We start from the raw sequence: 26,502 nt of genomic DNA on the forward strand, positions 1-26,502 counted from the left end.
CACGATTAGAAGTAATACGGGAATTTCAGGCTGAAGGAAAAGTCCGGAGCGTCGTCGGTCATGCCGAGCGACAGGTTGGGCACGATGGTCAGGTTGTCGGTGGCCGCGATGGTCATGCCGATATTGAAATAACCGGCGTTGGCGTCGCTGGAAATCACCGATTCCCAATCGCCGCCGTCCTGTTTCAGCTTGCTCTTGCGCTGCACCAGGTCGGACACCGAGAACGACATGCTCATCTTCTCGTTCAACGCAAAAGCGATACCGGCGCCGATCTGGAAGCTGTCGCCGATGCGCACTTTGCCCGGAGTTTTCTGGTTGACGGTGGAGCTGATGTCGTCGAACGACTCCTCCAGGTTGTGGGTGTACGACAGGCTGCCGAACAGCACTGCCGGGTCGAAGGTCTTGACCAGCGAGATGCCCGGCGTGATCGACCAGACGCCGTTGCCGGTGGGCAGGGTGTCGGGCACAAACAGGTTCGAGTTGGCGTCGGTCTGGCGCAGTTTGATGCCGAACGGGTCCTTGCCGGTGGGGGCTTTGACGCGCAGGGTCACGACGGCGTCCGGGGTGTTGACCGACTCGTCGAGGAACTTGTAGGCGATGCCAAAGTTGACGTCGCCAATGGTTGGATCCTTGGTCACGGTTTCTTCGGTGGTGACGCCTGCTGCGCCCTGATTGCCACCGCCGGACTGGTACGTCGATTCGCGATACACCACCGGCACGTTCAGGTCGAACTGCCAGCGGTTGTCGAAGTTGTAGCGGCCGGTGAGGTCGAGGGTCCAGGTGTCAGCCTTGATCCGGTCGAGGTTGATGTTGCCGAGAAAGATCGAATCCAGCGCGAGGAAGCCGTTGAGGATCAACTGGCGGGTGTCATAGCGCGAATAGGTGACGCCGGTTTCGAAACTGAACTTGCCGCCACCAAAAAAGCCGCTGGCTTCGTCGTACAGGTTGGAAACGCTTTGCGCTGGTTGTGAGTCATCAGCCAGCGATTGACCATAGGATGCGCCACTGCCCCCGGCAGCGCCTCCCGATGCAGCGGCCGCACCGGTGCCGGTGGCGACGCGATTGCCTTTCATGTCCGATGGCGATTTGGCCAGGCGTTTCGGCGGTGGGGCGGCGGGCTGTTCTTCGACCTGGCGAACCCTTTGTTCAAGTACTGCCAGGGCCTGTTGTTGTACTTCGTATCGTTGTTTCAGTTCCAGTAGTTCCCGTTTCAGGGCTTCTACATCGGCGTCGGGCGCTGCTTGCAGCATTGCCGCCGGGAGAAGGGTACTCAAACACACTGCGGCACGCAGTGATACTGATCGATACATGAATAAGCCGTCCCTTTAAGCCCAATGATCGAGACTCAGCGTAGTTCAATATCCGATACTGCGTAGGGCCCCGAGTTGGGTCAGGTTGCAGTCCAGTGCACCGGCGCTTCTGCCGTTATTGTTAAGTACGACGTTGAGTTGCGTGAGGTTGTTGACCACGTTGGCGCTGCCCAGCAAACGGGTGTTCTGCAGCAGCCCGCCCTGGGCGACTTGTTGCAGTGCCGTGCCCTGATTACCGCTGGCCTGAATGGCCATTTGCACGCCGCCGCCATTGGCCGACACCGCGACACTGCCGGCGCCGTTGCTGCCGGTGATGGTCTGCCCGGCGACGAGCGCCTGGCCTTGCGACGGCAGCAATGCCGGCGCCTGACTGGCTTCGCTGACGTTGATGGCGACGTTGTTGTTGGCGGTATTGCCATCGCCGGCGGCGCGCACGCTTTGCGTCACGCCTTGCGTGCTGTTGAGGCCGGCGCCTCCGATCACGGTGCCCGTTCCCAACGTTGGCGTGCTGCCATTGCCCGACTCCTTGATGGTCGAGACATAGAACTCTGGTTTGACCGTTGCCGCCTGGACCTGCATCGAGGTGGCTGCGCCGATCAGGTCGCCGCTGGCGTTGCGCCAGGTGCTGCTCATGACAATGCCGAAGCTGATAATCCGCCCCGGCATGACGTAGCGACCGCGCAGCTCGGCGAGCTCCTGGTCCTTGATTTCGATGGGTTTGAATCCGGCATGGGCAAAGCCTGACGCACCCGCTGCCAGGCAGGCGGCGGCCAGCCAGTATGAGGTTTTCATCTGCTGCTCCCGGGACATCCAGTCCCATTCTCTAACTCGGCGATTAAAAGAAGTCGCTCTGAATGAACCCGAAGTCCATCAATTCCGCATCTTTGACCGGGTTGAAACCGTCCAGCGAATTCTTCGCCGTCAGCGGCACGGGAGGGGTGCGCAAGGCGTTGGCCTTGTCGTAACCGGGGCCGACGATGGCAAAGACGATGCCGTTCCAACCTTTGACAAAGTCATCATGCTTGTAGCGTTTGTGGCCCAGAACCGGATCTCCGATGTAGACCCAATCCTTGTCCGAACGCTGCAGCACGACGAAATGCTTGTAGCCGCGAATATCCATCAGAACCACCACCGGAATGGTCACCGCTTCGAGTTTTTCGGGCGGGATCCGGTAACCACGGGCACGCATGCCGATGCTCTCTACGTAGCGCTTCATGTCGAGCATGGAGAACCCTTGCGTACGCACAAGGTCCTGGTCAGCGTTGACCAGCATGCCTTTGATGATGTGCTCCTCATCGACGTCGAGCCAATAGGCCTGGCGCAACACCGTTGCCAGTGCAGCAGCGCCGCAACTGAAATCGGTTTTCTGTTCGACGATGTCGGCAAACTTGCGCTCACGAATGCTTTGCACATCCTTGTAGACCAGCACGCCGCCAGGCAGGGCAGCGACGGGCATCTGCGCTGCCTGAGTCAGGCCACACAGACAAAGCAGAGCGAGGAGGGCAGGAGTCCGCATGATCGAATACGCCTTGTGGAACCAGGGAAAAAGCCCCGTTGCCGGGGCTTTCGTTTCGATCGCGCTTACATGCAGGCTTTGCAACCTGCGGCGATGGACAGCGAGTTGCTTTGCTGGTTGCCGACACCGGCCGAGACGTTGGCTCCACCGTTGCCGGAGAAGTTGTTCATCGAGTTGGTCATGTTGGCATTGTTGACCACCGGGGTTTTCCAGCCATCTTTGGTCAACACTTGTTGGGTGGTGACGCCAGCGAGGCCAAAACTGCCCACGGCTTCGAACTTGGCTTTCTGATCATCGTTGCCGCCGTGGCCGCCGCCACGGTTACCCCAACCGCCATGGTTGTCGTCTTCGATGGTTGCAGTGCCTTTGGCTTTGAACACGCCAGCGGCTGCATAGGTACCGGTAAGGGTGTCGGTTTTGTAAGCCTGCACGCCTTTGTTCTCTACGACCAGGCCAGTGGAGGACTGGTTGGCAGCAGCGGCAGCAGTGGCGACACGGCCACCCGATACAGCGATCGCCAGGTTGTTTTTCTGCTGGTTGAAGTTGCCGGCGCTCACGTTGATGCCGATATTGCCGGAACCATTGTTGCCGGCATTGTTGAGCGTGGCGTTGTTGAACGTGGAGGAGTTTTTCACGTAGTTGTTGTTGTTTACCTGAGTCGCGCTCGAGGCCGCAACAGCGTTGCCGAAGATGAAGCTTTCGTCAGCGGTGGCCAGCGCAGCAGCGTTGTCCTGCTGGTTGCCGTCGCCGGCGGCCACGTTGGCGCCCATGTTGCCGTTGGAGCCGTTGAGCGAGTCGCTGGCGTTGGCATTGTTCAGCGTGCCCTGGTTTTTCACCACGTTGCCGTCGCTGTCTTGCGCGTCGAGTACAGCGGCGCCGGCGCCTGCGGTGATCTGCAGCAGTTGTTCAAGATTCGGACCTTGCTGGCCGTGACCGTTACCGTGGCCATTGCCGTGCCCGTTACCATGACCGTTGTTGTCATCACGGCCGCCAGCCTGTGCTGCGATTGCCATCACTGCTGCGAGTGCGAAAACCAGTGGTTTGAGAGCCATTGTAGGTTTCATGGTGTTTCTCCATCGTGCTTATTAGTTGGGTTAAGTGTTGTTACTTTTCCACTTGCACTTTGTATGGGTCAGTCTGCGACCCGGATGCTCAGGGTGTTGGCCATTCGGTTCCCCACCCCGGCACTCTGGTTCACCTGGATTACCCCACGGCTGCCGGTGAAGGCCTGATCACTTGTCGTGACCTGGCGACTGCCGGGTGAGGTGCCAGTTGCTCCTGAGTTCGGTAAAAACGCCACGTTCTGTTGCGACAGGGCGCTGTCGTCAACGCTTTGCGGGGCAGCACTGATGCTGACGCGCGTGACGTTGGCCATTTGATTGTTGGCCCCGGCGCCCTGGTTCACACCGAGGATGCCGTTGCCATTGCTGAAAGCGTGGCCGCCGATGTTGGCGCTCGCGTCGATGGCGCGGCTGGCGGGCGTATCGATTTTCTGCATGACCTGCGTGGTCGCATGGGATTCGGTGCCGATGGCAATCGCCTTGGTATTGGCTTGCTGCATCTGGTCACCGGCGGCCTGGTTGACGTTGAAATTGCCGCGGTACTGTGTGCCGGAGTCCTGAATGTGCGCGCGGTTGACCGTGTTCGAATCAGCCATGGCGCTGGTGCAGCCGAGCAGGGCGAGAAGCAGCAGGGTGCGATTCATCTTATTGGCCTCCGGCCATGCGGGTCAGAGGCGCCAGACCGGTGCTCATGGCACGGTTGACGGTATTGGAAATCGAGCCACCGGCACCGCCGCCGCTACCCACACGCATGCCGGGCAGACCGTTCTGGTTGGTCAGGGTGTTCATGCCAGGCAGGTTGGAATTGGGCGTGGTGATGTTGCCGCGAATCGAGGAACCGCTGGCGACACTGGCGAAATCGCCGTCGCTGAGTTCAGTGCTGCCGACGGTTTGATTGATACGTGCCGAAGGGTTGGCGTTGACGGTGGTCGGGTAGGGGTCTTTGCCACCATTGCGCCCGATCGGGATCGGCTGAACGTCGCGCTGCAGGACGATCACGCCATTGCCTTGGGCCTGCACGCTGAAGCTGATCACTGCGCTGGCTGCCGATCCGATCAGCACAAGACAGGTCAATCCGGTTTTGAAAGTCCCCACGGCTGCGACTCCTTCTTTAACGGGCTGCCCTTGGTCAGCGTTGTGAAGGAGAGAGCGAAAGCTGTGCCGCTTTTTGAATAGACTTTAATTTCAGAGGGTTACGGAAATATTTACCTGCGTTGTGTGGGGATCTGTTTCAACTTTGAAACAGGCAGGTTGCTGCTGAGCTGGCGACTGGCTGGGCAACGCTCTGGAACAAGGCTTGGTGCGAGGGTGTTTCAGCGTTGATACACCACCCATGACAAAGCTGTAAACCGTGTTGAGATCGGCCTTTTGAGTGAGGGAAGGTGTTTCAGCAATGGACACGTGGCCCGCGTTCGGGTCATTCAGCCAGCAAACGCTCAACGGCAGCGAAAGCCTGCGCCTGGCGCTCGGCCCAGTTGCCGGCAATGACTTGCAGCGGTTGTTGATGCTGCTCCAGCCACTGTCGAGTCGCCTGATAGAAGGCCTGTCGCTCGACGAGATCCGGTTGGCAGCGCTGACCATCGTCGGTCCAGTCGACCTGTTCCGGTGACAGCAGCAGGTGCAGGTCGTAATGCCGCGTCAGCAATTCCTGCTCCAGCCACGCCGGGCAGGCACCGAACAGCGTCTGGCTCCAGAGCATATTGCTCAGCAGGTGGGTGTCGAGAATCAGCAGTTCAGGCCGCTGCGCCCGCGCTTCGTCCTCCCACTGCAACTGGCCGCGAGCGATGTCGGGGATGTCGTCCAGGCAGGTGTCGCGGGGATTGAGTTCGATAAAGCGGCGCACATATTCATCCACGCGCAAGCCGCCAAAGCGCTGCTGCAGGCCCGCCGCCAGCCAGCTCTTGCCACTGGATTCCGGGCCGGTCAGCACCACCACTTTCATGTGCGCAGCGCCGGGTCGGCGCGCCATTCGCGAAAGCCCTGAACCGCGAGCAAGGTAAACAGCCCGTACAACGCGGCGGTGAGGTAAAGGCCCTTGTAGATGAACAACCCGACGAAAATCACATCCAGCACAAACCACAGCGCCCAGCATTGCAGACGCTTTTGCGCCATCCATAACTGCGCGACCAGGCTGAAACCGGTGAGCGCGGCATCCAGCCACAGTTGTGCAGCGTCGGTCCAGTGCGCCATCGCCGCGCCGAGCAGCAGACTGCCGAGCGCGCCGACGCCGAGGCCAAGGGCGATTGCGCGCGCATCCAGCCGCGTCACCGCGCGCCCGTCGTGCATCGTCCCGGCGCGGGTCCATTGCCACCAGCCGTAGAGTTGCAGCGCGGCGTAGATCACTTGCAGCAACATGTCCGAATACAGCTTCACCTCAAAGAAGATCCAGCTGTAGAGCAACACCATGACCAGCCCGATCGGCCAGCACCACGGATTCTGTTTGACCGTCAGCCAGACGGCGATCACACCGAGGGCGGCGGCAAACAGTTCGAGCCCGGACATGGAGGATCCTTGGGGGGAATGAAGAAAGGGGCGGATTTTACACAAAAACATGTAGGAGTGAGCCCGCTCGCGATAGCAGTGTGTCAGCAAAACTCACATTGTCTGAAACACCGCTATCGCGAGCAGGCTCACTCCTACAAAGGAGCGTGACTAGACGCGAAACTGCCGCAGCAACCCGTTGAGCTGTTCACTCAACTGCCCAAGCCGCAAACTCGCCGCACTCGACTGCTCCGCCGCCAACGCCGTGCTGTGCGAAAGCCCCGCCGCCTGCGTCACGTTCTGATTGATGTCTTCAACCACATGCGCCTGCTGCAACGTCGCGCTGGCAATCGAGGCGTTCAAGCCATTGAGATTGCGCAGGGCCTGGCCGATCGCGTTGAGGCTGGCTCCGGCAAGCCCCGCCTGTTCGATGGTCAGTTGTGAGGCCTTGCTGCTGTCGCCGATCACCTTCACGGCGGCCTCGGAATGGTTTTGCAAACGCTCGATCATCGACTGGATTTCTGCGGTGGATTTCTGCGTACGCTGCGCCAGCAAGCGCACTTCGTCCGCGACCACGGCAAACCCGCGACCTTGCTCGCCGGCCCGCGCCGCTTCGATAGCGGCGTTGAGCGCGAGCAGGTTGGTCTGCTCGGCAATCGAGCGGATCACTTCCAGCACGCTGCCAATCTGCGTGCTTTCGGCGGCCAGCGTACGAATCACTTCCACCGCTTGATCGATGGTGCCGGACAGCCTGTCGATCTGTTGCAGGCTGCCGTCGATGTTGATCTGGCCCTGTTGCGCCTGCGCCTCGGCATCACGCATTTCGGCGGCGGCGTGCTCGGCGTTTTTCGCCACATCCTGCACGCCATAGGTCACTTCGTTGATTGCCGTGGCCACCAGTTCCATCTGCTGCGATTGCTGCTGGCTGCGTTGTTGCGCCTGCGACGCGTCGTTGCCCAGCTCGCTTGAGGACTGGCCGAGGGCGCTGGCCGATACCTGCAAGTCGCCGATGACCCGGCGCAACTTGGCGGTGAAGGCGTTGAAATGGTGCGCCAGTTCGGTGACTTCGTCTTTGCCGTGGGTATCGAGGCTGCGGGTCAGGTCGCTTTCGCCGCTGGCGATGTTGGCCATGGCGTTGACGGTTTCCTGCAACGGCCGGACGATGCTGCGCGCGATCAGGATCACCAGCAGCGCCATGATCAGCGCGATGGCCAGGCCGATCACCGAGGCTTTCAGCATCTGCCCCTGGAATTCGGCCTGCACGTCATCGACATACACGCCGGAGCCGATCACCCAGCCCCACGGCTCGAACAGTTTGACGTAGGAGGTTTTCGCCACCGGGTCGGTGGCGCCGGGTTTCGGCCAGCGATAGTTGACCATGCCGGCGCCTTTGGCCTTGGCAATGGCGACCATCTCGTTGAACACCGCAAAACCGTCCGGGTCGCGGATTGCCGAGAGGTTCTGGCCTTCGAGCTTGGGATTGGTCGGGTGCATGACCATCACGGGCGTGAGGTCATTGATCCAGAAGTAATCGCTCTGGTCGTAGCGCAGGCCGCGAATCGCCGTCAGCGCCTGTTGCTGCGCCGCTTCCTTGCTCAAGGTGCCGGCGGTTTGCAGGCCATGGTAATAGGTCAGCAGGCCGCTGGCGGTCTGCACCACATGCTGGGTTTTCTGGGCCTTGGCGTGATAAAGGTCGTCATGGATCTGCTTGAGCATCAGCACGCCCAAGGTCAGCAACATGACCACCGCCACAATCAAGATGAGCCACAAGCGTCGGCTGATCGACACACTGCGCAAGCTGTTCATAACGCTGTCACTCCGGGTTCTTGTTCTTGTAATGATTGACCGCCAGCATCCAGCCACGATAACGCGGGCGGGTACATGCGACCCAAGTCGTATAACGCGGCAGCGCTATTAAGGCTTGTCTGTTAGGATTTCGGCCCCGCGCGTGAAAACCTGAATCCATTTTGAAATTTCACGGAATTTTTACCGTTTCGTGTGGATTCTGTGCGCGCGGAATCGGTACAGCCATAAACAGCTACGCTGATCGCAGTGAACGTAAAAAATACTATCGGGGCATGCCGCTGCGCATCGCTCTTTGGGGGATTGATGGATCTTTGGACGGCCTTGCAGGCACTGATACTAGGAGTTGTAGAAGGGCTGACGGAGTTTTTGCCCATTTCCAGTACGGGGCACCAGATCATCGTTGCCGACTTGCTCGATTTCGGCGGCGAACGGGCCATGGCGTTCAATATCATTATCCAGCTCGGCGCGATTCTCGCGGTGGTCTGGGAGTTTCGCCGCAAGATTCTCGACGTGGTCATCGGTCTGCCGACCCAGCCGAGCGCACGGCGCTTCACCGCCAACCTGCTGATCGCCTTCCTGCCGGCAGTGGTGCTGGGGGTGATTTTTGCCGACCTGATCCACGAATACTTGTTCAACCCGATCACGGTCGCGGCCGCGCTGGTGGTGGGCGGGGTGATCATGTTGTGGGCGGAGAAGCGTCAGCACGAGGTGCACGCCGAAACGGTCGACGAGATCACCTGGAAGGACGCACTGAAAGTCGGTTTCGCCCAATGCCTGGCGATGATCCCCGGCACCTCGCGCTCCGGCTCGACGATCATTGGCGGCCTGTTGTTCGGCCTGTCGCGCAAGACCGCCACGGAGTTTTCGTTTTTTCTGGCGATGCCAACCATGGTCGGCGCGGCGGTCTACTCGGGTTATAAATATCGCGAGCTGTTTGTGCCGGCAGATTTCCCGGTGTTCGCCATCGGTTTCGTCACCGCGTTCATCTTCGCCATGATCGCCGTGCGCGGCCTGCTCAAGTTCATTGCCAGCCACAGCTACGCGGCGTTCGCCTGGTACCGGATCGTGTTTGGCTTGGTGATCCTGGCGACCTGGCAATTCGGCTGGGTCGACTGGGCGGCGGCCAAGCCATGAACGATTCCCGCGCACGCCGCACCGAAGGGCGGCCTTCGGGCGGCGCGATTCAGCATCTGAAATTCAAATTGCTGGTGCTGCTGGTGGTGTGCGCGCTGCCGCTGTTCGGCTCCGTGTCGATGTGGCTGCGCGGGATTTCCCTGGTGCCGCTGGCGGCTTACGGGATTGTCAGCGTGCTGGCGTTCTTCATGTACTGGGCCGACAAGCGCAAGGCCCGCACCGATGCCTGGCGCACCCCGGAAAACATCCTCCACACCGTGGAACTGGCCGGTGGCTGGCCGGGCGCACTGATCGCCCAGCAACTGTTCCGGCACAAGACGCGCAAGGTGTCGTTCCAGATTCTGTTCTGGGTGATCGTCGCGCTGCATCAGGTGTTCTGGATCGACCAGCTGTTCCTCGGCTCGAACCTGCTGAAACTGTTCTGACCCAAACCACAAAACCCTGTAGGAGCCAGCAGGCTGGCTCCTACATTTTTGTGCTCGGCTCACTTAACCTTGGAACACCACGAACCCCTGTGGGAGCCAGCCTGCTGGCGTTAGCGGCGTGTCAGGCGGCGCATTCGAAAATGACACACCGCTATCGCTAGCAGGCTAGCTCCCACAGGAGGATTGGGGCTTAAAGCAGAAGACCGATCTGGGTCTTTTTCGGCAGCTTTCCCACCACCAACTGATGCGAACGCTGCAACAGCCCCTGCAATTCCTCAGCGCCCAGTGGGTAGGGCGGGTGCATGATGATCCACTGCGCCCGCGCCAGATACGGCGCCGGGTGGATGCCCGGGCGGTCGCAGTGGCCGAGGAACAGATCCTTGTCGACCTTGAAGGCCAATGAATCGCCACGCAGTCCCTGCAAGGCAAACATCTTGTTGCCGGCAATCGAAAACACGCGCACGCCGCCCCACTTGTAATCTTCCCGAGCACCCGGCAATGCCAGGCAGAACGCCGCCACTTCGGCTTCGCTCATTTTTCCCTTGCTCATAGCGGTCGCTCCCCACAGGCATTGAACGATTCGACCAGATGATCGATCCACGCACGCACCGCCGGCATCACCCCGCGCCGATGCGGATACACCGCTTGCAGCCAGCCGCCGGGCAATGACCACTCCGGCAGCATCTGCACCAGCGTGCCGTTGCGCAGCTCTTCTTCGCAATACATCATCGGCAACAAGGTGAAACCCTGCCCGGCCAGCACACAAGCCTTGCGCACAATAAAGTCATCGATGCCCAGGCGTGCTTCCATGTTCAGCTCGAAACTCTTGCCCTGGGCGTCGAGCAAGCGCACGTGGACCAGACGATCAGCCTCTAGCGCACCAAGCACCGGCAGGTTCTTCAGGTCCTGCGGATGATTGACCGAGTGGTCCGCGACAAAAGCCGGGCTGGCGACCACGACCATCTGCGCCTGACGCAGACGCCGGGTAACCAGCAATGGATCTTCATCACCATGCTCGCGCACGCGCAGCGCCACATCGAAACCTTCGCCGACCAGATCGACACGACGATTGAGCAGCACCACTTCCAGTTGCACCTGCGGAAATTTGCCGAGGAATTCGCTGATGACCCACGGCAGCATCTCCCGAGCCAGTCCGGTCGGGCAGGATACCCGCAAGCGCCCGCGCGGCTCACTGGACATGCTCGCCACTGCCTCGTCAGCCATTTCGGCTTCCAGCAACATCGCCTGACAATGACGCAAATAGCGCTCGCCGACGGCCGTCAGGTTGAGCTGGCGGGTGGTGCGTTGCAGCAGTCGCGCGCCAAGGCGCTCTTCCAGTTCGGCGATGCGCCGCGACAGCCGTGACTTGGGAATGCCCAGCAAACGCCCTGCCGCAGCGAACCCGCCGGCCTCGACAACTTTGGCGAAATAGTAGAGATCGTTGAGGTCTTGCATTCGAGTCATCCGACTGTTCTATCAATAGGACAAACTATCGCATTGCGGGCGGCTAATCATCCATTGGTTTCTTGCGTAGGATTGTCTCCATTGCGTCGCAACCGGCGATTACTTAAGGAGCATCCACATGAAACTGCTGCATATCGATTCGAGCATCCTGGGCGACAACTCGGCATCCCGTCAGCTGAGCAGCCAGGTCGTCAAAGCCTGGCAGGCCGCTGAGCCGAGCGCCGTGGTGACTTACCGTGATCTGGCGGCTGACGCGATCAGCCACTTTTCCTCGACTACTTTGGTCGCCGCCGGCACCACCGCTGAACTGCGTGACGCCGCGCAACAGCACGAAGCCGAATTGAGCGCCAGCACCCTGGCCGAATTCATCGCTGCCGACGCCGTGGTAATCGCCGCGCCGATGTACAACTTCACCGTACCGACCCAACTCAAGGCGTGGATCGACCGCGTTGCCGTCGCCGGCCAGACCTTCCGTTACACCGAAGCCGGCCCTGAAGGCCTGTGCGGTGGCAAGAAAGTGGTGATCGTTTCCACCTCCGGTGGCATCCATGCCGGTCAGGCCAGCGGCATCGCTCACGAAGAATATCTGAAGCTGGTGTTGGGCTTCCTGGGCATCACCGACATCGAAATCGTCCGCGCTGAAGGTCTGGCTTACGGCGAAGAAGTGCGCAACAACGCCATGGCCGCAGCCCAGGCGAAGATCAGCGAGCAACTGTTCGCTGCTGCGTAAGGCTTGCGTAAAGAACAGCTACGGTTCAGGCAGCACTCAAAAAACTCTGTATTCTGGTTCCGCAAGGGGCGAATACGGAGTTTTTTGTTTCTGGCTGTTACATAATCTGGCCCGGGTTATGCAGTTGATCGCTCAGCGTTCGCGCGCCGATCCACGCAGGCAGCGAATCACAGGATTCAGTCAAAACAGGGTGGGGCATCCATGGTGCGTCTTTGTGCAGTGTTACTGATAGGCCTGCTGGTCAGCCTCGATTCAGTGCAGGCAGCGCCCGGACGACACCCCGTGTGGAGCGTCGGCTACCACGAAATGACCTTTCTCGATCCCCTCGATCTGCAACCGATGCGCGCGATCGCGTTCTATCCCTCCAGCGAGCGCGAACACCAGAGCCTGCTCGAGGGCTATTCGGTCGAGGCGGGTGAAGACACCAAAGTCGCCATTGGCCGTTTTCCGATGCTGATGCTTTCGCACGGCAACACCGGCACGCCGCTGGCCTTGCACGATCTCGCGACGTCGCTGGCGCGCAAGGGCTTTGTGGTGGTCGCGGTGATTCATCCCGGCGACAACTCCAAGGACCACAGCCGCCTCGGTACCCTGAGTAATCTCTACGGGCGGCCGATCCAGATTTCCCAAGCGATCACCGCGACGCTAGGCGACGGCATGCTCGCGCCTTATGTGAATGCCGAGCAGGTCGGCGTGATCGGTTATTCGGCGGGTGGCGAGACCGCGTTGATCCTCTCCGGCGCGCAGCCGGATCTGGATCGCCTGCGGCGCTATTGCCAGGAACGCCCGGACGATCACGACGCCTGCAATACCCAGGGTGAATTGATCGTCGATCGCGATGATCTGCAACCGGTGCCCGATCCGCGCGTCCACGCCTTGTTGCTGATGGCGCCGCTGAGCCTGAAGTTCGGCCGGCACACCCTGGCCGATGTACACGTGCCGGTGCTGCTCTACAGCGGCGACGGCGACAAACTGGTGGCCTTCGACAAGAACGCCGCCGCACTGGCGCGCAAACTGCCGACCGCGCCGGACTTCAAATTATTGGCCGGGGCAGGGCATTTCGTGTTCCTGGCGCCGTGCAATGAAGAGCAGATCCGCGCGATGCCGGCGCTGTGCACCGATGCCAATGGCGTCGACCGCGAGGACATCCACCGCAACCTGATCTCCGAGGCCGGCCGCTTCTTCTCCCATGCGCTGGGCAAACCGACACGGGCGGGGATGCAGACGGCCGATCAATGAACGTCGCAGATCCCTTGTAGGCCTTCGCCTGCTCGCGATAGCGGTGTATCAGGCAAGAAGATGTCGACTGACACTCCGCCATCGCGAGCAGGCGAAGGCCTACAGGGGGCCGCGGCGGGATTCAGGACATCGTCCGGCGCTTGAGCAGCAACGTCAGCCCCAAGCCGATCACCGACAACATTGCCGCACTGAAGAATATCCACCCATAGCCCAGATTCAGCGCCACCGCGCCCATCAACGGCCCGGCAATCGCCAGCGCCAGATCGAAAAACACCGCATACGCCCCCAGCCCCGATCCACGGCTGGAACTGGGCACTTGCTTGATCGCCTCGACGCCCAGCGCCGGGTACACCAGCGACAGGCCAAACCCCGCCAGCCCGGCGCCGATCAAGGCGAACGCGGTGGACGGCGCCAGCCACAACAACACCAGGCCCAGGGTTTCGACGCTCATGCAGGCGATGGCCGAGGCGAAGCCGCCGAAGCGCGCGATCGCCGAAATGAACAGCAGCCGGGACAGGATGAAACACACGCCGAACACCGTCAGGCAGTACGCTGCGCCGCTCCAGCCGCGGTCCAGGTAATACAGCGTAATGAAGGTGGTCAGCGTGCCGTAGCCGATCGAGGCCAGGGTCAGGCTCATGCCATACGGTGCGATGCGCCCGAACACCGCCCAGAACGGCAGGCGTTCGCCGCGAATCACCGGCACCGAGGGTTTGTTGTGAATCAACAGCAGCGCGCCGGCCGCCAGTGCAGCCAAGGCAATGCCAAGGCTGGTGAAACCGTAATCGGCGACCATCACCACACCCAGCGGCGCGCCGATGGCGATGGCACCGTACGAGGCGATGCCGTTCCAGCCGATGGATTTGGCCGTGTGCTCGACGCCGACCGCGCCCATGCACCAACTGATCGTGCCCACACCGATCAAGCCTTGCGCCACGCCGAGCAGCAAGCGACCGATGATCAGAATGATCAGGCTGGTCAGGGCAAAATCCTGCAGCAACGTCGAAACCAGCGTCAGCACACCACTGAGCACAATGCCCCACAAACCGTAAATGATCGCCCGCTTGGTTCCGAGAGTATCCGACATGCGCCCGGCCATCGGCCGGCTGAGCAGGGTGGCCAGGTACTGCGAACCAATCACCAGCCCGGCAATCACCGCGCTGAAACCCAGTTGCTCGTGCACGTAAGCGGGCAACACCGCAATCGGCAGGCCGATGCAGAGGAAGGCAATGAAGGTATAGAAGACGATGGAGACGATCTTCAGCGTGATCGCCAGGGAGTTTTGCGGGGGTTGAGGCTGTGCAGACATGAGAACTCGATCGCGGGCGGCGGTGGGAGCGTTGCGGTCATCATGGCGCGGGCATGGATGAAAAGAAAGCAGGCTAACGACTTCGCCGATGAGTGCGGTGCTGCTGAGGCCGCCTTCGCGAGCAGGATTCCGGGTTCGGTCTGATCGTTCCCACGCTCCGCGTGGTAACGCCGCCAAGGACGCTCTGCGTCTGCTTTGGGACGCGGAGCGTCCCGGGCTGCATTCCCACGCGGAGCGTGGGAACGATCAGTGGCGGTTAGAACGCGTTCCCAATGTGGGAGCGAGCCTGCTCGCGAAGGTAGCCGCACCAGCAAATCACTGCCCTCTGAACGCAAAAAGCCCCGTCACACGGACAGGGCTTTAGCTTGAAGCTTACAGCTTGAAACTTGCAGCTGCTTTAGAAAACGACACCCTGGCTACGCAGGTAGTCATCATAGGTGCCGCTGAAGTCGGTCACGCCATCCGGGCTCAGCTCGATGATGCGCGTGGCAAGCGACGAGACGAACTCGCGGTCGTGGCTGACGAAGATCAGCGTGCCCGGGTAGTTTTCCAGCGCCAGGTTCAGCGCTTCGATCGATTCCATGTCGAGGTGGTTGGTCGGTTCGTCCATGATCAGCACGTTCGGCTTTTGCAGGATCAGCTTGCCGAACAGCATGCGGCCTTGCTCACCACCGGAAATGACCTTGACCGACTTGAGGATCTCGTCGTTGGAGAACAGCATCCGGCCCAACGTACCGCGAATCATCTGCTCGCCTTGAGTCCACTGGCCCATCCAGTCGAACAGGGTCACGTCGTCTTCGAAATCGTGCGCGTGGTCCTGAGCGTAGTAGCCCAGTTCCGCAGCGTCGGTCCACTTGACGGTACCGGCATCCGGGGTCAGCTCGTTGACCAGAGTGCGCAGCAGGGTGGTTTTACCGATACCGTTCGGGCCGATGATCGCCAAGCGCTCGCCGGCTTCAACCTGGAAGCTGAAATCCTTGAACAGCGGCTTGCCGTCGAAACCCTTGGCCATCTTCTCGACCATGACTGCCTGACGGTGCAGCTTCTTGTTCTGTTCGAAACGAATGAACGGGCTGACGCGGCTCGAAGGCTTGACCTCGGCCAGCTGGATCTTGTCGATCGCCTTGGCGCGGGACGTGGCCTGCTTGGCTTTCGAGGCGTTGGCCGAGAAGCGGCTGACGAACGATTGCAGCTCGGAAATCTGCGCTTTCTTCTTGGCGTTGTCCGACAGCAGTTGCTCGCGGGACTGGGTCGCCACGGTCATGTACTCGTCGTAGTTGCCCGGGAACAGACGCAGCTCGCCGTAATCCAGGTCAGCCATGTGCGTGCACACGCTGTTCAGGAAGTGCCGGTCGTGGGAGATGATGATCATCAGGCTGTTGCGCTGGGTGAGGATGTTTTCCAGCCAGCGAATGGTGTTGATGTCCAGGTGGTTGGTCGGTTCGTCGAGCAACAGCACTTCCGGATCGGAGAACAGCGCCTGCGCCAGCAATACGCGCAGTTTCCAGCCTGGCGAAACTTCGCTCATCGGGCCGAAATGCTGTTCCAGCGGAATGCCCAGACCCAGCAGCAGTTCACCGGCACGGGATTCGGCGGTGTAGCCGTCCATCTCGGCGAACTCGGTTTCCAGCTCGGCGACGGCCATGCCGTCTTCTTCGGTCATTTCCGCCATCGAATAGATGCGGTCGCGCTCGGCCTTGACCTTCCACAGCTCTTCGTGGCCCATGATCACGGTGTCGATCACGGTGAATTCTTCGTAAGCGAACTGATCCTGGCGCAGCTTGCCCAGACGCACGTTCGGTTCGAGCATGACCTGACCGCCGGACGGGTCGAGGTCGCCGCCGAGGATTTTCATGAAGGTCGACTTGCCGCAACCGTTGGCGCCAATCAGACCGTAGCGATTGCCCGCGCCGAACTTGACCGAAACGTTTTCGAAGAGCGGCTTGGCGCCGAACTGCATCGTGATGTTAGCTGTGGAGATCAATTACCTTACCTATCAATGGTTTGGAGCGGGTCATGTGTGCCTGATACCGACTTGATACCAACCTGGAGCTTTGCCGGCTCCGCCCGATCCGAGCTTGAGTTGCGCCAACGCGCATGCTTCGCCAGCAACCATTGGCCGGTGTGGCCAGGCTGCTGAGCGATGCATGCGGGGGTCATATGTTGGACATTGCGCGCATTGTCGCATAACTGAGAAGGCAGTTGTATGGCAGCGCGACCAGCCAACGCACATTGCTGTGATCTGCTTTGGCGGGTGCGGCAGGATTCAATTGGCTTCTCTGATCCATTCGGTTTCAAGTTGACTGCATTGCCATCGCCACGCATCGGTCAGCATGTCTTGCAAAGACCGGCTGGCGCGCCAGCCCAGTTCGTCAGCGGCTTTTTGCGGATCGGCCCAGCAACAGGTGACATCGCCCGGCCGCCGGGCCTTGAACTGCAGCGCAATCGGTACGCCGCTGACCTGTTCGAAAGCCTTGACCAGCTCCAGCACCGAGTAACCTCGTCCGGTACCCAGGTTCCAGATGTTCACACCGCTGCGCTCGCGCAATGCGTCGAGCGCGCAAAGGTGTCCCTGCGCCAGGTCGACGATATGAATGTAGTCGCGCACCCCGGTGCCATCCGCTGTCGGGTAATCGTTGCCGAACACCGAGAGGTATTCACGTTGCCCGCTGGCAACTTGAAGTAGGAAGGGCAGGAGATTATTCGGCATGTTCAGCGGCGCTTCGCCCAGCAAGCCGGAAGGGTGCGCGCCGATCGGGTTGAAGTAGCGCAGCAAGCCTATCGACCAGCGCGGGTCGGAGCTGGCAACACTTTGCATGATGTTTTCCGCCATCAGCTTCGACATGCCATAAGGATTGGTCGGCTGCCCGGTGGCGCAGGACTCGTTGATCGGCATCGTGCTGCAATCGCCATACACCGTGGCCGATGAGCTGAACACCAAGGTGAAAACCCCGGCCTGCGCCATCGCCTGACACAAGGTCAGGCTGCCGCCGACATTGTTGTCGTAGTAACGCAACGGCTCGTGCACGCTCTCGCCGACCGCTTTCAACCCGGCGCAATGCACCACGGCATCGATCGGATAGTCGCGCAGCAGCGTGTCGAGCAAACGCCGGTTGCGCACATCACCCTGAATGAATCCCGGTCGCCGCCCGGCCAGCGTGCTGATGCGCTCGATCGCCGAGCGCTGGCTGTTGCACAGATTGTCCAGAATCAGCACGTCCTCGTTCCTGGCCAGCAATTCCAGCGCGACATGCGCACCGATGTAGCCCGCACCACCCGTTATCAGAATCATGCGCCCGCCCTCGATCATCTTGGTTTTTCGATGGCATCCGCGACTCTCGCAGTGATGCCTGTTGAAAGGTAGGGAGCATTTTCCGGGCGGAGTTCAAGCCGGTTTGCCAGCCGGTATGTGCAGTTCATCGGCTGCGATTATTGTTCGTGTGAACGCCTCATGAACGCCACGTTTCCAACGATCAAGAGCCGTACGGACTCATCGAGAGAAGCCGGACACCTGCTGTTTCACAGGTGTTACGGCCCGATGGCTCGACCCTGAGTCGTCTTTCTTTCTCTTGATAAGGAACTTGCCATGAACCTTGCCGAACAACCCGGACAGTCACCGATTCTGAATGCGCAAAAGCTCGTCGAGCTGGCGCCGCAAACCCGCCCCACGCTGGTGTGCCTGTCGCATTTGCGCTGGGGGTTTGTTTTTCAGCGGCCGCAGCATGTGATGTCGCGTCTGGCACAAAACTACGATGTGATTTTTTTTGAAGAGCCAGTGGTCTCCGCTGGCGAGAGTCCCTGGCTGGAAACCTCGACGCCCGCCGCAGGCATACAAGTGGCGGTCCCGCATGTGCCCGAAGGCCTCGACCACGAAGTCATGGTGTCAGCGCAACGCGCGTTGCTCGACCAACTGCTTGCCGGGCGTGAGCAGGGCGACCTGCTGCTCTGGTACTTCACCCCGATGAGCCTGGCGTTTACCGATCACCTCGATGCCCAAGTCACGATCTACGACTGCATGGACGAGCTGTCGGCGTTCATGGGCGCGCCGGCGCAACTGATCGACATGGAGCGCTTGCTGATGGGCCGGGCGGACGTGGTGTTCACCGGCGGCGTCAGTCTGTGGGAGGTCAAGCAGCGCCAGCATGGCAACGCTTATCCGGTGCCGAGCAGCGTCGATATCGCACACTTCGCAGTGGCGCGCGAGGATGTGCCGGAGCCAACGGATCAGGCGTCGATCGCGCGGCCACGCCTGGGTTTTTTTGGTGTCATCGATGAGCGCTTCGATATCGATCTGATCGACCAGGTCGCGCAGCAACGTGCCGATTGGCAAATCGTGCTGGTCGGGCCGGTGGTCAAGATCGATCCGCAGACCCTGCCACGCCGGCCGAACATTCATTACCTGGGCGCCAAGCAATACGACGAACTGCCGGCCTGTCTCAGCAGTTGGGACGTGGCGCTGATGCCGTTCGCCCTCAATGCCTCGACACGTTTTATCAGCCCGACCAAGACCCCGGAATATCTCGCTGGCGGCTGTCCGGTGGTGTCGACGCCGATCCACGACGTGATCAGTGGCTACGGCGAGAGCGGGGCGGTGTTCATTGCCGATACGGCCGAGGCGTTCATCGAAGCGATCGAGCGCGCGCTGCCGCTCAAAGGCACCGACGAATTCGTACAACGCGCCGACGCGGCTATCGCGGGCATGTCGTGGGACAATACTTGCCGCTTCATGAAGGAGCAGATCGAATGCCTCAGATAACCCTTGAAACGGCCAGATCCGGCCCGTCCAGTCAGACCGACAGTGGGGTCTATGACTATTTGATCGTCGGCGCCGGGTTTGCCGGCAGTGTCATCGCCGAACGCTTGGCCGAAGGCCTCGGCCGCCGCGTGCTGCTGATCGATCGGCGCGACCATATCGCCGGCAATGCCTACGATCACTACGATGCCGCGGGCGTATTGGTGCACCGCTACGGCCCGCACATTTTTCACACAAACGCGCAGCGCATCGTCGATTACCTGTCGCGCTTTACTGAGTGGCGTCCTTACGAGCACCGAGTGCTGGCCAGGGTTGACGGCCAGTTGGTGCCGATCCCGATCAACCTGAGTACGCTCAATGCGCTCTACGGTTTGTCGATGAACTCGGTCGAGGCGGAACAGTTTCTGGCCGAGCGCGCCGAACCGGTGGCGACGATTCGCACCTCCGAAGACGTGGTGGTCAACCAGATCGGCCGTGAGCTGTATGAAAAATTCTTTCGCGGCTACACGCGAAAACAGTGGGGGCTCGATCCATCGGCGCTGGACAAATCGGTCACCTCGCGGGTGCCGACGCGCACCAACGAGGACGACCGCTACTTCACCGACACGTTCCAGGCCATGCCGCTGCACGGTTACACGCAAATGTTCGAGCGGATGCTCGATCAGCCGCAAATCGATCTGTTGCTGAGCACGGACTTCAAGCACGTGCGCGATGTGGTGAAGTACCGGCATGTCATTTACTGCGGGCCGATCGATGAGTACTTCGACTTTCAGTTGGGGCGTTTGCCGTACCGCTCCTTGCGCTTCGAGCATCAGACGCTGGAGCAGGAGCGTTATCAACCGGTCGCCGTGGTGAATTTTCCCGACCCCGAAGTGCCGTACACGCGGATCACCGAGTACAAGCATCTCACCGGCCAGACGCACCCGAGCACCAGCATCAGCTATGAGTTTCCCTGTGACGACGGCGACCCGTATTACCCGGTGCCACGCCCGGAAAATGCCGAGCTGTACAAACGCTACCGGGCGCTCGCCGAACAAATCCCGAACGTGACGTTTCTCGGGCGGCTGGGCACTTACAAGTACTACAACATGGACCAGGTCGTCGGGCAGGCGTTGGCGTTGTACCGCGATATCGAAGCGCAGAGCCAGACGCTACCCGCCGAAGCGAGGCTGGATGCCTGATGACCGCGCAGCCGAAGGGTGACGGACTCGAGCCCGCTGCGCTGTTCGACAGCTTTGTGATGGCCGGTTACGAATGTTCCAGTCAGCGCCGCCGCGATGGTCGACGGCTGGATCTGCTCAGCAGCACCGGCCACGCGCAGTGGGCAGACAAGGACTACCGGCAACTGGCCGATCTGCGCATCCGCTGCGCACGGGACGGGTTGCGCTGGCATCTGATCGAACGCAGCCCCGGCCGATATGACTGGGGCAGTTTTCTGCCGATGCTCAAAGCGGCGCAAGGCGCGCAACTGCAAGTGGTCTGGGACTTGTGCCATTACGGCTATCCGGATGATCTGGATATCTGGCAGCCGGCGTTTGTCGAGCGCTTCGCCCGTTTTGCCGGTGCCGTGGCGCGACTGATGAGCGACGAAGGAGTGAGCGTGCCTTTTTATTCGCCGATCAATGAAATCTCCTTCTGGAGCTGGGCCGGCGGCGATGTCGGCTATTTCAACCCCGGTGCTCACGGGCGCGGCCAAGAGCTCAAACATCAATTGGTTCGAGCGAGCATCGCGGCGATCGAGGCGATTCGCGAACAGGCGCCGGCGGCGCGTTTCGTCCAGTGCGACCCGTTGATCAACGTCATCTCCGGCTCGCGGCGCAGCGACGAGCTGGAACACGCCGAGCGATATCGCCTGGCGCAGTTCGAAGCCTGGGATTTGCTGGCCGGGCGGCAATGGCCCGGACTGGGCGGGCAGGAACATTACCTGGACATCATTGGTGCGAACTTTTACCCGCATAACCAGTGGTTTTTCGAAGGGGCGCGAATCCACCGCGGTGAACGCGATTACCGACCGCTGGCCGGCATGCTCAAAGAACTGCATCAGCGTTATCAGCGACCGCTGCTGATCTCGGAAACCGGGGCGGAGGACACCGAGCGCGTGCCGTGGCTGCGCTATATCGTCGAGCAGGTGCAAATCGCACTCGCGCGTGACGTACCGGTGCAGGGCATTTGCTGGTATCCGTTTCTCGATTACCCCGGCTGGGATGATGACCGTTACTGTCCGACCGGTGTTTTCGGCTACCCCGATGGCGAGGGCGAGCGCGCAGGGTTTCATCCGTTATGTGTTGAGCTTGCGCAAGTGCCCGAGCGCATCGGCGAGCACCGGCACCGGGCTGATGAGCGGTGGCAGCGATGAACTTCCAGCATTTGCGTGATGAGCCATTGCCGGCCTCGGCGAGTGCCTTCTTGTGGCGTTATGTCAGGGTGCGGCCATTTCACTTCAGCACCATGCTGTCGCTGGTGATCGGCGCTGCGTGCTGCGCGGTGGCGGTGCAGTACGGCATGAAACTGCTGGTCGATGCGATGGCCGGAGAGTCACAGGCCGGGCAAGTGTGGCGCGCGTTCAGCCTGTTCATCGCGCTGATCGTGCTGGAAAACGTGTTGTGGCGATTGGGCGGCTGGGTCGGTTGCTACACCGTGGTTGGCAGTTGTGCCGATCTGCGTGTGGATCTGTTCCATCACCTGACCGGCCACCCGATGCGCTATTTCAAGCGGCACTTCAGCGGCTCGCTGGCCAACCGGGTGGCGGCGGCCGGTGGCGCCGCCGATGTCGTCTATGGCGGCCTGGCGTGGCGCATCGTGCCGCCCTGCGTGGATTTTCTCGGCGCGGTGGTGGTGCTGTTTTCTGTGCGCGACTCGATGGCGCTGGCGTTGATCGTCTGCGTGTTGCTGGTGGCGGCGTTGCTGACGATGGTCGGGGTGCGCGGCAGGCACCGGCATATCGCGTTCGCCTCGCAGTCAGCGCGGGTCGGCGGCGAGATCGTCGATCTGGTCTCCAATGTCTGGACCATCAAGGCGTTTTCCGGACGCGAGCGTGAACGTCAGCGGCTGGAGCGCGAGATCGGCATCGAGGCCGCTGCCCATCGACGCAGCTGGATCTATCTGGAAAAGGCCCGGGTGCTGCACGATGTCTGCCTGTCGATCATGGCCGGAGCGATGTTGGGCTGGGCCATCCTGTTATGGCGGCAGGGCCAGGTGACGGCCGGCGATGTGGTGATGGTCAGCGCGTTGACCTTTCGCATTCTTCACGGTTCGCGCGATCTGGCCCTGGCGCTGGTCGACGCCAGCCAGCAAATGGGCGTGATTGCCGAAACCCTGAGCATCATCGCGCAACCCCACGAACTCAGCGACACGCCGGAGGAACTGGCACCGACGCGCGGCGGCATCAAACTGCTCGACGTCAGCTATGCCTATCCGGGCGGTAGTCAGGTGTTCAAGCACCTGTTTCTGGAAATACCGCCGGGGCAGAGCGTTGGCATTGCCGGTACCTCGGGTTCCGGCAAATCGACCTTGCTCAGCCTGTTGCAACGCTTGGATGACGTGCAAAGCGGTGTGATCCTCATCGACGATCGGGACATCCGTTCGGTCAGCCAGGACAGCTTGCGCCGGCAGATCGCCGTCGTGCCGCAGGAGCCTGCGTTGTTCAATCGCAGCATTCTGGAAAACATCGGCTACGGCCAGCCCCACGCCACCGAGGAGCAAATCATCGATGCCGCCCGGCAAGCGTTCTGCGATGAGTTCGTGCAGGCCTTACCCGAGGGCTATCACACGCTGGTTGGTGAACGCGGCGTCACGCTTTCCGGTGGCCAGCGTCAGCGCCTGGGACTGGCGCGCGCCTTTCTCAAGAACGCGCCGATCCTGATTCTGGACGAGGCGACCTCGGCGCTGGATTCCGATTCCGAAGCGATTATCCAGCGCGCGTTAGCCAACCTGATGCGCGGCAGAACGGTGCTCGCCGTAGCGCACCGGCTCTCGACCATTGCCGGCTTCGACCGCGTGCTGGTGCTCGAACAGGGCGAGATCGTGCAAGACGGCCCGCCGGATGAATTGCGCCTGCGCCAGGGCCGTTTTCGTACGCTTTGGCAAATGCAGGCGATGCTGCATGAGCGCTGAGCATTGTGCGGGTTTTGCCAGCCTCGCTGCGCTTGATGTCTGAGCGCGGTACTGCGCCGCTCATCGGGTTTCAGCGCAAGTAAATCGATGTTTTTCCTCGCTCTTATGGTCATCTTCATGAGACCGCAAGCCTTTCAATACGGCCGTTGCGCTGTAAAACGCCATCCGTCGAAACACAGGAATGGGCGCATGACTGGCGCAGTCGATTTTTCACAGCGTGCCTCGCGAGGCGTTGCGTGATGACTGATTGAGGAGAGCAACAGATGACAAAAATTGACAACCTGCTGGACAACAAAGGCACGCCGTTGGACAAGCAGACGTTTACCTGGCGCGAGCTGGCCGGCAAACCGATCAGCAAGCTCGATGACGATGCGTTTACCCGTGTGCGGGTGATTTTGATGAACGGGGTGGAGTCCGACGCGCTGCGACTCAAGCACTTTGGCGCACGCTTTCACAAGGAACTGCAACTGCCGCTCGCACAGATTCGCCGCGCCGAGCAGCACCAGATGACTTCGATCAACTGGCTGCTCTCGGCGGATCATTCGCCACTGGAAACCACGGTGGCCTATGAGCAGGTGGCGATCGAGGTGACCGCTGCTGTCGCGCAGAACGAGCCCGATCCATATCAGGCACAGACCTACCGGTTTGGCCTGCTCGAAGACTTCGATCATCTGTATCGCTACGCCGCCATGCTCGATCGGCTCGAAGGCAAGGACGCCAACAACATCCTCCAGGGCTACACCGATCTGGTGCCCGGTCGGCCGACCAGCGAGCACCACCGCGCCCCCGGTGACGACCTGCGCGACAACTACGAAAAAGACAACGCCGCGCTGATCACCAAGGTCCACGCGGCGCTGATCACCGGCGCCGAATACCAGACCCATGATTACTACATGAACATCGGCCCGCTGTTTGCCGATCCGGTAGCCCGCGCCCTGTATGCCGAGATCGCCTCAGTCGAAGAACAGCACGTCACCCAGTACGGTTCGTTGCAGGACCCTGCCGAAACGTTCATGGAGAAGTGGCTGGTCCACGAAGCGATGGAGGTCTACACCTACGCCAGTTGCGCCGAGCAGGAAGAGAACCCACGCCTCAAAGCGCTGTGGGAGCGCTACGTCGACTACGAGCTGGGGCACCTCAACCTGGCCTGCGAACTGTTCAAGAAGTACGAACGACGCGACCCCGCCGAAGTGCTCGCCGGACCATTGCCACGGATGATCGAGTTCAAGAGCCAGCGTGATTTCGTCCGCGAAACCCTGTCGCGGGAAGTCGACCTGCGCGCGCATGGCATCGACTACGTGCCCAAGGAGCGCGAAGCACGACCTTCCCTTGATTACCGCGCGCAACTCAACAGCGAGGGAGTGCCCGCCAACATCGCCTCGGCCGGCTACACCTTCAAGCCGGGCACGGAACTCAACGAAGTGGGAGAACAGCAATGAGCGAACCTCAAGTCACCATCGGCACCAATCGCACCGGCATTCAGACCTCGCCGCAGGACACCGCTCGCCAATTGGAAGCGACGCGCATGTTCCCGGCCGATGTCCCGGGCGACATGAGCGACTACACCGCTGAACGTGAACGGGCGATTCGCGAGGCTGACCTGATCGGCTCGGTGCCGGCGCCGGGCACCACCAAGGGCATGCTCAAGACTGCGCTGGACAAAACCATCGGCAAGGCCCCGGAAGTGCTGATCGACAAACTCGGCGAACGCCTGGCCTTTGAACGCACCGGCGTGCGCCTGTATGAGGCGATGGTCGCCAAGGCCACCTCGGCGCCCGGTGCCGATCCGGCGCTGGTCGACACGTTGCGGCAGATCCAGGCTGAAGAACTCGAACACATGAACATCGTCCGCGAAGCCATCGAAACCCTCGGCGGCGATCCCACCGCCATGACGCCGTGCGCGGACGTGGCCGGGGTCAAGGCGATGGGCGTGTTGCAAGTGCTGACCGACCCGCGCACCACGGTGTCGCAGTCGATGAGTGCGATTCTGACCATTGAGCTTGAAGACAACGCCGCGTGGGAATTGCTGATCGAGCTGGCGCAGAAGGGCGGTCATCCGCTGATTGCCAAACGCTTCAAACAGGCGCTGGAGCAAGAAGAAACCCACTTGGCTACGGTCCGCGAGTTCATCCGCAAAGACCTGCTCGCGCAAGTGAGCTGAGCGATAGGCAATGCGTGGTTTACCTTGCCTGGCGAGGTAAACCACCGACCCGAGAAGGACACCATCGTGAGTGAGACCGATCTTGAAATGGAACTGAAAGCGTGGCGTCTGTTGCTGGAGGACGACGCTTATCGGCTGGATTTTCCCGAGGATTATCACCACACGTTGATCCAGCGTGCCGACGAATTGCTGCTGCACGAATGGATCACTCGGGACGACTGGCAACTACTGAAGAACGCTGCCGATCAAGCCCGGGAATTCACCCTCGAGAGCCTTGCGCGCGAACAGCGCGATTGCCTGAAAACCTCGTTGCTGCAGTTCCCGAGAGGGCACGAAAAGCGACAGCTTGAGCAACCGCCGCACGCGGCAGCTACCCATGGGAGCGTCATCATGACTGAAGAAAAGAACGATCAACCCGACGAACCGAACAACCAACCGAACGACACCGCGCCAGCGCATTCCACCGAGCAGGAGCGCGAGCGCTTGAAAGACTTCAACAAGGACGGCATCCCGCCGGGAAGCTGCTGATTGCCACTCAAGCCCAGCGCACGGAGTATTTCATCATGCAAGTACAAGTAGACAGCAACCATATCGAAGGCAGCGCCGAACTGCAGGAATGGGTGGGCAGCACGGTGGTCGACGAGCTGGACCGCTATACCTCGTTTCTGACCCGGCTCGAGATTCATGTCGGCGACGTCAATGCGCAGAAGGCCGGCGCGCAAGACAAGCGCTGCCAGATCGAAGCGCACCCCAAAGGGCACAGTTCGCTGTCGGCCAGCCACCATGCCGAGAGTCTGGAACTGGCCGTCGCCGGCGCGGCGAAAAAGATCGCCCATGCGCTGGAGCATCTGGTGGGGCGCTTGTCACCGCGCGTCGAATCGACCGGACGCCTGACCGCGCCGCCGGTCCGCGAGGATTCCCCAGCGGAAATCGACGCCATGCTCGAAGACGAGTTTCTCGCCAAACAAGCTGACCTGGAGAAAGAGTAAGGAGTGTCGTC

Annotated in this window: 26 protein-coding genes; 12 read left to right on the forward strand and 14 right to left on the reverse strand. The window is 60.9% G+C overall.

Translation table 11 applies throughout. The annotated features are described in order from the left end of the window. Positions 1-5: 5 nt before the first annotated feature. The 9 genes from J3P75_RS13160 to J3P75_RS13200 form a co-directional block, all read right to left on the reverse strand. Positions 6-1,310: a hypothetical protein gene (locus J3P75_RS13160; protein ID WP_434710996.1), complete on the reverse strand. Its 1,305-nt coding sequence runs from the start codon at positions 1,308-1,310 to the stop codon at positions 6-8. Positions 1,311-1,355: 45 nt separating this feature from the next. Continuing rightward, complete coding sequence (locus tag J3P75_RS13165; protein ID WP_434710998.1) at positions 1,356-2,102, reverse strand: hypothetical protein; 747 nt, start codon at positions 2,100-2,102, stop codon at positions 1,356-1,358. Positions 2,103-2,145: 43 nt separating this feature from the next. Continuing rightward, positions 2,146-2,826: a C39 family peptidase gene (locus J3P75_RS13170; protein WP_434710999.1), complete on the reverse strand. Its 681-nt coding sequence runs from the start codon at positions 2,824-2,826 to the stop codon at positions 2,146-2,148. A 65-nt stretch (positions 2,827-2,891) separates the two neighbouring features. After that, entirely contained in the window at positions 2,892-3,890 is a 999-nt protein-coding gene (locus J3P75_RS13175; protein ID WP_434711001.1) for a heme utilization protein, read from the reverse strand. A 68-nt stretch (positions 3,891-3,958) separates the two neighbouring features. Next, positions 3,959-4,531: an adhesin gene (locus J3P75_RS13180; protein ID WP_434711003.1), complete on the reverse strand. Its 573-nt coding sequence runs from the start codon at positions 4,529-4,531 to the stop codon at positions 3,959-3,961. A 1-nt stretch (position 4,532) separates the two neighbouring features. Further along, on the reverse strand, positions 4,533-4,982 hold the full coding sequence (locus tag J3P75_RS13185; RefSeq protein WP_434711005.1) for a hypothetical protein: 450 nt from the start codon (positions 4,980-4,982) through the stop codon (positions 4,533-4,535). Between the two features lie 322 nt (positions 4,983-5,304). Continuing rightward, positions 5,305-5,829, reverse strand: a complete 525-nt coding sequence (locus tag J3P75_RS13190; protein ID WP_434711282.1) for an AAA family ATPase — start codon at positions 5,827-5,829, stop codon at positions 5,305-5,307. After that, positions 5,826-6,389, reverse strand: a complete 564-nt coding sequence (gene pnuC / locus J3P75_RS13195; RefSeq protein ID WP_434711007.1) for a nicotinamide riboside transporter PnuC — start codon at positions 6,387-6,389, stop codon at positions 5,826-5,828. Before pnuC ends, J3P75_RS13190 begins: the two co-directional genes overlap by 4 nt. 150 nt (positions 6,390-6,539) lie before the next feature. Next, positions 6,540-8,174 (reverse strand): methyl-accepting chemotaxis protein, encoded by a 1,635-nt coding sequence (locus tag J3P75_RS13200; RefSeq protein ID WP_434711009.1) that lies wholly within the window; start codon positions 8,172-8,174, stop codon positions 6,540-6,542. Positions 8,175-8,477: 303 nt separating this feature from the next. On the opposite strand from J3P75_RS13200, the gene J3P75_RS13205 reads away from it, so the two are divergent. After that, entirely contained in the window at positions 8,478-9,308 is an 831-nt protein-coding gene (locus tag J3P75_RS13205) for an undecaprenyl-diphosphate phosphatase (protein WP_090283634.1), read from the forward strand. Continuing rightward, the gene (locus J3P75_RS13210; RefSeq protein WP_434711011.1) at positions 9,305-9,733 is read left to right on the forward strand and encodes a DUF1294 domain-containing protein; all 429 of its coding nucleotides are present in this window, start codon (positions 9,305-9,307) and stop codon (positions 9,731-9,733) included. The genes J3P75_RS13205 and J3P75_RS13210 overlap by 4 nt, the downstream gene beginning before the upstream one ends. A 190-nt stretch (positions 9,734-9,923) precedes the next feature. Here the strand turns inward: J3P75_RS13210 and J3P75_RS13215 are convergent, their stop codons facing one another. Next, on the reverse strand, positions 9,924-10,283 hold the full coding sequence (locus J3P75_RS13215; protein ID WP_434711013.1) for an MmcQ/YjbR family DNA-binding protein: 360 nt from the start codon (positions 10,281-10,283) through the stop codon (positions 9,924-9,926). Then, positions 10,280-11,188 (reverse strand): LysR substrate-binding domain-containing protein, encoded by a 909-nt coding sequence (locus J3P75_RS13220; protein WP_434711284.1) that lies wholly within the window; start codon positions 11,186-11,188, stop codon positions 10,280-10,282. The genes J3P75_RS13215 and J3P75_RS13220 overlap by 4 nt, the downstream gene beginning before the upstream one ends. Before the next feature lie 127 nt (positions 11,189-11,315). Between J3P75_RS13220 and J3P75_RS13225 the strand changes: the two genes are divergently transcribed. Both J3P75_RS13225 and J3P75_RS13230 read left to right on the forward strand, forming a co-directional pair. Further along, on the forward strand, positions 11,316-11,927 hold the full coding sequence (locus tag J3P75_RS13225; RefSeq protein WP_434598041.1) for an FMN-dependent NADH-azoreductase: 612 nt from the start codon (positions 11,316-11,318) through the stop codon (positions 11,925-11,927). A gap of 201 nt (positions 11,928-12,128) precedes the next feature. Continuing rightward, positions 12,129-13,166 (forward strand): alpha/beta hydrolase family protein, encoded by a 1,038-nt coding sequence (locus tag J3P75_RS13230; RefSeq protein WP_434711015.1) that lies wholly within the window; start codon positions 12,129-12,131, stop codon positions 13,164-13,166. Positions 13,167-13,287: 121 nt separating this feature from the next. On the opposite strand, the gene J3P75_RS13235 is transcribed toward J3P75_RS13230, so the two are convergent. From J3P75_RS13235 to galE, 3 genes are all read right to left on the reverse strand, one after another. Then, on the reverse strand, positions 13,288-14,475 hold the full coding sequence (locus J3P75_RS13235) for an MFS transporter (RefSeq protein WP_434711017.1): 1,188 nt from the start codon (positions 14,473-14,475) through the stop codon (positions 13,288-13,290). Between the two features lie 397 nt (positions 14,476-14,872). Then, entirely contained in the window at positions 14,873-16,459 is a 1,587-nt protein-coding gene (locus J3P75_RS13240) for an ABC-F family ATPase (protein ID WP_434711019.1), read from the reverse strand. Positions 16,460-16,741: 282 nt separating this feature from the next. After that, on the reverse strand, positions 16,742-17,767 hold the full coding sequence (gene galE / locus J3P75_RS13245; protein WP_434711021.1) for a UDP-glucose 4-epimerase GalE: 1,026 nt from the start codon (positions 17,765-17,767) through the stop codon (positions 16,742-16,744). Positions 17,768-18,061: 294 nt separating this feature from the next. On the opposite strand from galE, the gene J3P75_RS13250 reads away from it, so the two are divergent. From J3P75_RS13250 to J3P75_RS13285, 8 genes are all read left to right on the forward strand, one after another. Next, entirely contained in the window at positions 18,062-19,231 is a 1,170-nt protein-coding gene (locus J3P75_RS13250) for a glycosyltransferase family 1 protein (protein WP_434711023.1), read from the forward strand. Continuing rightward, the gene (glf, locus tag J3P75_RS13255; RefSeq protein ID WP_434711025.1) at positions 19,219-20,409 is read left to right on the forward strand and encodes a UDP-galactopyranose mutase; all 1,191 of its coding nucleotides are present in this window, start codon (positions 19,219-19,221) and stop codon (positions 20,407-20,409) included. Before J3P75_RS13250 ends, glf begins: the two co-directional genes overlap by 13 nt. Beyond that, positions 20,409-21,584 carry a beta-glucosidase gene (locus J3P75_RS13260; protein WP_434711027.1) on the forward strand — a complete coding sequence of 392 codons (1,176 nt, stop codon included), beginning with the start codon at positions 20,409-20,411 and terminating at the stop codon, positions 21,582-21,584. Before glf ends, J3P75_RS13260 begins: the two co-directional genes overlap by 1 nt. Continuing rightward, on the forward strand, positions 21,581-23,341 hold the full coding sequence (locus J3P75_RS13265; RefSeq protein WP_434711029.1) for an ABC transporter ATP-binding protein: 1,761 nt from the start codon (positions 21,581-21,583) through the stop codon (positions 23,339-23,341). The genes J3P75_RS13260 and J3P75_RS13265 overlap by 4 nt, the downstream gene beginning before the upstream one ends. 263 nt (positions 23,342-23,604) lie before the next feature. Further along, the gene (locus tag J3P75_RS13270; RefSeq protein WP_434711031.1) at positions 23,605-24,780 is read left to right on the forward strand and encodes a hypothetical protein; all 1,176 of its coding nucleotides are present in this window, start codon (positions 23,605-23,607) and stop codon (positions 24,778-24,780) included. Further along, positions 24,777-25,502 (forward strand): DUF892 family protein, encoded by a 726-nt coding sequence (locus J3P75_RS13275; RefSeq protein ID WP_434711033.1) that lies wholly within the window; start codon positions 24,777-24,779, stop codon positions 25,500-25,502. The genes J3P75_RS13270 and J3P75_RS13275 overlap by 4 nt, the downstream gene beginning before the upstream one ends. A 66-nt stretch (positions 25,503-25,568) precedes the next feature. Further along, the gene (locus J3P75_RS13280) at positions 25,569-26,030 is read left to right on the forward strand and encodes a hypothetical protein (protein WP_434711406.1); all 462 of its coding nucleotides are present in this window, start codon (positions 25,569-25,571) and stop codon (positions 26,028-26,030) included. 35 nt (positions 26,031-26,065) lie between these two features. Continuing rightward, positions 26,066-26,491 (forward strand): HPF/RaiA family ribosome-associated protein, encoded by a 426-nt coding sequence (locus tag J3P75_RS13285; protein WP_090283609.1) that lies wholly within the window; start codon positions 26,066-26,068, stop codon positions 26,489-26,491. The last annotated feature ends 11 nt before the right edge of the window (positions 26,492-26,502 follow it).

This window comes from Pseudomonas sp. R1-1 (assembly GCF_051132135.1).
Taxonomy (GTDB): domain Bacteria; phylum Pseudomonadota; class Gammaproteobacteria; order Pseudomonadales; family Pseudomonadaceae; genus Aquipseudomonas.

Bases quoted from the DNA above. Each gene is read 5' to 3' on its own strand.
- J3P75_RS13160 (WP_434710996.1), bottom strand. From the start codon at position 1,310: ATGTATCGATCAGTATCACTGCGTGCCGCAGTGTGTTTGAGTACCCTT.
- J3P75_RS13165 (WP_434710998.1), bottom strand. From the start codon at position 2,102: ATGAAAACCTCATACTGGCTGGCCGCCGCCTGCCTGGCAGCGGGTGCG.
- J3P75_RS13170 (WP_434710999.1), bottom strand. From the start codon at position 2,826: ATGCGGACTCCTGCCCTCCTCGCTCTGCTTTGTCTGTGTGGCCTGACT.
- J3P75_RS13175 (WP_434711001.1), bottom strand. From the start codon at position 3,890: ATGAAACCTACAATGGCTCTCAAACCACTGGTTTTCGCACTCGCAGCA.
- J3P75_RS13180 (WP_434711003.1), bottom strand. From the start codon at position 4,531: ATGAATCGCACCCTGCTGCTTCTCGCCCTGCTCGGCTGCACCAGCGCC.
- J3P75_RS13190 (WP_434711282.1), bottom strand. From the start codon at position 5,829: ATGAAAGTGGTGGTGCTGACCGGCCCGGAATCCAGTGGCAAGAGCTGG.
- pnuC (WP_434711007.1), bottom strand. From the start codon at position 6,389: ATGTCCGGGCTCGAACTGTTTGCCGCCGCCCTCGGTGTGATCGCCGTC.
- J3P75_RS13200 (WP_434711009.1), bottom strand. From the start codon at position 8,174: ATGAACAGCTTGCGCAGTGTGTCGATCAGCCGACGCTTGTGGCTCATC.
- J3P75_RS13205 (WP_090283634.1), top strand. From the start codon at position 8,478: ATGGATCTTTGGACGGCCTTGCAGGCACTGATACTAGGAGTTGTAGAA.
- J3P75_RS13210 (WP_434711011.1), top strand. From the start codon at position 9,305: ATGAACGATTCCCGCGCACGCCGCACCGAAGGGCGGCCTTCGGGCGGC.
- J3P75_RS13215 (WP_434711013.1), bottom strand. From the start codon at position 10,283: ATGAGCAAGGGAAAAATGAGCGAAGCCGAAGTGGCGGCGTTCTGCCTG.
- J3P75_RS13220 (WP_434711284.1), bottom strand. From the start codon at position 11,188: ATGCAAGACCTCAACGATCTCTACTATTTCGCCAAAGTTGTCGAGGCC.
- J3P75_RS13225 (WP_434598041.1), top strand. From the start codon at position 11,316: ATGAAACTGCTGCATATCGATTCGAGCATCCTGGGCGACAACTCGGCA.
- J3P75_RS13230 (WP_434711015.1), top strand. From the start codon at position 12,129: ATGGTGCGTCTTTGTGCAGTGTTACTGATAGGCCTGCTGGTCAGCCTC.
- J3P75_RS13235 (WP_434711017.1), bottom strand. From the start codon at position 14,475: ATGTCTGCACAGCCTCAACCCCCGCAAAACTCCCTGGCGATCACGCTG.
- galE (WP_434711021.1), bottom strand. From the start codon at position 17,767: ATGATTCTGATAACGGGTGGTGCGGGCTACATCGGTGCGCATGTCGCG.
- J3P75_RS13250 (WP_434711023.1), top strand. From the start codon at position 18,062: ATGAACCTTGCCGAACAACCCGGACAGTCACCGATTCTGAATGCGCAA.
- glf (WP_434711025.1), top strand. From the start codon at position 19,219: ATGCCTCAGATAACCCTTGAAACGGCCAGATCCGGCCCGTCCAGTCAG.
- J3P75_RS13260 (WP_434711027.1), top strand. From the start codon at position 20,409: ATGACCGCGCAGCCGAAGGGTGACGGACTCGAGCCCGCTGCGCTGTTC.
- J3P75_RS13265 (WP_434711029.1), top strand. From the start codon at position 21,581: ATGAACTTCCAGCATTTGCGTGATGAGCCATTGCCGGCCTCGGCGAGT.
- J3P75_RS13270 (WP_434711031.1), top strand. From the start codon at position 23,605: ATGACAAAAATTGACAACCTGCTGGACAACAAAGGCACGCCGTTGGAC.
- J3P75_RS13275 (WP_434711033.1), top strand. From the start codon at position 24,777: ATGAGCGAACCTCAAGTCACCATCGGCACCAATCGCACCGGCATTCAG.
- J3P75_RS13285 (WP_090283609.1), top strand. From the start codon at position 26,066: ATGCAAGTACAAGTAGACAGCAACCATATCGAAGGCAGCGCCGAACTG.